This window comes from Hydrogenivirga sp. 128-5-R1-1 (assembly GCF_000171895.1).
The window spans coordinates 1-1,812 of sequence record NZ_ABHJ01000234.1 but is presented as its reverse complement, the minus strand read 5'-3'; the positions used below and the strand labels follow the sequence as shown (position 1 = coordinate 1,812).

Below are 1,812 nucleotides of genomic sequence, written 5' to 3'. Positions count from 1 at the left end.
CCAATCGTATTTGCTCCGGGGGTGTTTACAACTAAAATCCCTCTTCTTGAACATTCTTCTAAATCAACATTATCAACACCAACTCCAGCCCTTCCAACAACTTTTAAATTCTCAGCTTTTTCTAACAGCTCTTTGTTAACTGGCGTTCTACTTCTTGTTATAATGGCGTCATAATCTTTAACTATTTCTAAAAGTTCTTCAAATGGTATTTCTGGTTCATAGTCAACTTCAATGTCTTCTTCCTGATTTAGTATTTCAATACCTTTAGTTGAAATTGGGTCTGTAATGAGAACTTTGTACAATTTGAATTCCTCCTTGACGCATTATTAAAATAAAATTATACTTCAAAATTAATAAAAGTTATAATAGATTTAGAATTATTTTATATAAGGTGATGGCAATGGAAAATGACACTCTAAGTACATGGTTTGAGTATGCAGGAATAATATTTTTCACATTCATGGTTGTTACAGTTGGGATTTTATGGGGACTTGCCCTGAAAGCAAGCTATAATGAAGAAAAGAAAAAGCAAAAACAGCAAAGCCAAGAAAAACAAGGAAGTGTAAATGAGTGAGAGTAAAAAATCTTTAAACTGGCCTTTAATAATAATTACAGGATTTGGTATTGTTGCAGTATTTTTAATAACATTTATTTTTGTTCAGGGTCTTGCAATAAACACTGTAAAAGAAGCTATTTTAATGCAGAAAGCATATCCTAAAGTAAAACCTCAGGAATACATAAATGAGCTAAAACTTTCTGCTGAAAAAAATCATTTAATTGTAAAAGAACTTGCAAAAAACGATAAAGTAATTATACTTCAAATAATAAAGCCAAAACTTCTTGAAAAACTTATGGTTGAAGCACCTGATGTTGCCATAGCTTCTGTAATAAATCTGTCTGTACATGATATTGGAGATGGTACTGCTATAGTTGCCAATAATCCATATATATGGGATATGATTTCTCCTTCTTCATATCTTGATGACATTGTTCAGTCTTATTCTGAGGAAATTTCATTAATACTTGATTCAATTTACTGGGATTTAAAAAAGAAAAAGAAAATATTGAGCGGAGAATAAAATGCCTTACGTAGTAAGAGTTAGAAAAGAGTTTCAGGCAGCACATTTTTTGACAGATTATCACGGCAAGCCAGAGCCTCTTCACGGTCATACATGGGAAATTGAAGTTTTTATAAGGGCAGATAAACTTGATAAAGGCGGTATGGGATACGATTTTATAGAGATAGATAAATTTTTAGATGAGATACTTCCTAATTACAAATGTATGAATGATATTTATGATTTTTCGCCAAGTGCCGAGAATGTAGCAAAATATCTTTACGATAAAATTAAAGAAAAATATCCATCACTTCAAAAGGTTGTAGTATGGGAAACAAAACACGGCGGAGCTGAATATTATGAAGAATAAAATAATTGTGTTTTTACTTTTAATAGCAGGATTTACCTATGCAGATACCCTCATTATTAACACTGATGGTAAAGATACTTATGTACAGGAAGAAAAGTTTATGCTCGCAGATGGTGAGAATGTTTTAGGTTCTATTAATCTTTTGCCTGTAATTTACGGAGATTTTTTAAAGTTTGAAATAAAAGACGGTTATATAATTAGCTATGTTTTAAACAATTTTTCCACAAACTGGAAAGAAAATCTGAAAGGAAAAGAAATTTCAATAGAAGGAAACGGCAGAGTTATAAGCGGTAAAGTTGTAGATATTCAGGGAGAAAATATAATTTTAAATACTGCAAAAGGGCTTGTAATAACTACAGTTCCAAAGTTCCCTTCAAAAATATC

The 1,812-nt window shown here is 31.1% G+C and carries 3 protein-coding genes and 2 pseudogenes; 4 read left to right on the top strand and 1 reads right to left on the bottom strand.

What is annotated here, in order from left to right:
• Positions 1–302, bottom strand: a pseudogene (locus tag HG1285_RS02970) (phosphoglycerate dehydrogenase); the annotation flags it as partial.
• 98 nt (positions 303–400) lie between these two features.
• Between HG1285_RS02970 and HG1285_RS19895 the strand changes: the two are divergent.
• The 4 genes and pseudogenes from HG1285_RS19895 to HG1285_RS02990 form a co-directional block, all read left to right on the top strand.
• Positions 401–574 carry a hypothetical protein gene (locus HG1285_RS19895; RefSeq protein ID WP_198005458.1) on the top strand — a complete coding sequence of 58 codons (174 nt, stop codon included), beginning with the start codon at positions 401–403 and terminating at the stop codon, positions 572–574.
• Entirely contained in the window at positions 567–1,079 is a 513-nt protein-coding gene (locus HG1285_RS02980) for a hypothetical protein (RefSeq protein ID WP_008288987.1), read from the top strand. The genes HG1285_RS19895 and HG1285_RS02980 overlap by 8 nt, the downstream gene beginning before the upstream one ends.
• A 1-nt stretch (position 1,080) precedes the next feature.
• Positions 1,081–1,428 carry a 6-carboxytetrahydropterin synthase gene (locus HG1285_RS02985; RefSeq protein ID WP_008288986.1) on the top strand — a complete coding sequence of 116 codons (348 nt, stop codon included), beginning with the start codon at positions 1,081–1,083 and terminating at the stop codon, positions 1,426–1,428.
• Positions 1,418–1,812, top strand: a pseudogene (locus tag HG1285_RS02990) (hypothetical protein); the annotation flags it as partial. The gene HG1285_RS02985 and the pseudogene HG1285_RS02990, both read left to right, overlap by 11 nt.

Bases quoted from the DNA above. Each gene is read 5' to 3' on its own strand.
- HG1285_RS02985 (WP_008288986.1), top strand. From the start codon at position 1,081: ATGCCTTACGTAGTAAGAGTTAGAAAAGAGTTTCAGGCAGCACATTTT.
- HG1285_RS02980 (WP_008288987.1), top strand. From the start codon at position 567: ATGAGTGAGAGTAAAAAATCTTTAAACTGGCCTTTAATAATAATTACA.
- HG1285_RS19895 (WP_198005458.1), top strand. From the start codon at position 401: ATGGAAAATGACACTCTAAGTACATGGTTTGAGTATGCAGGAATAATA.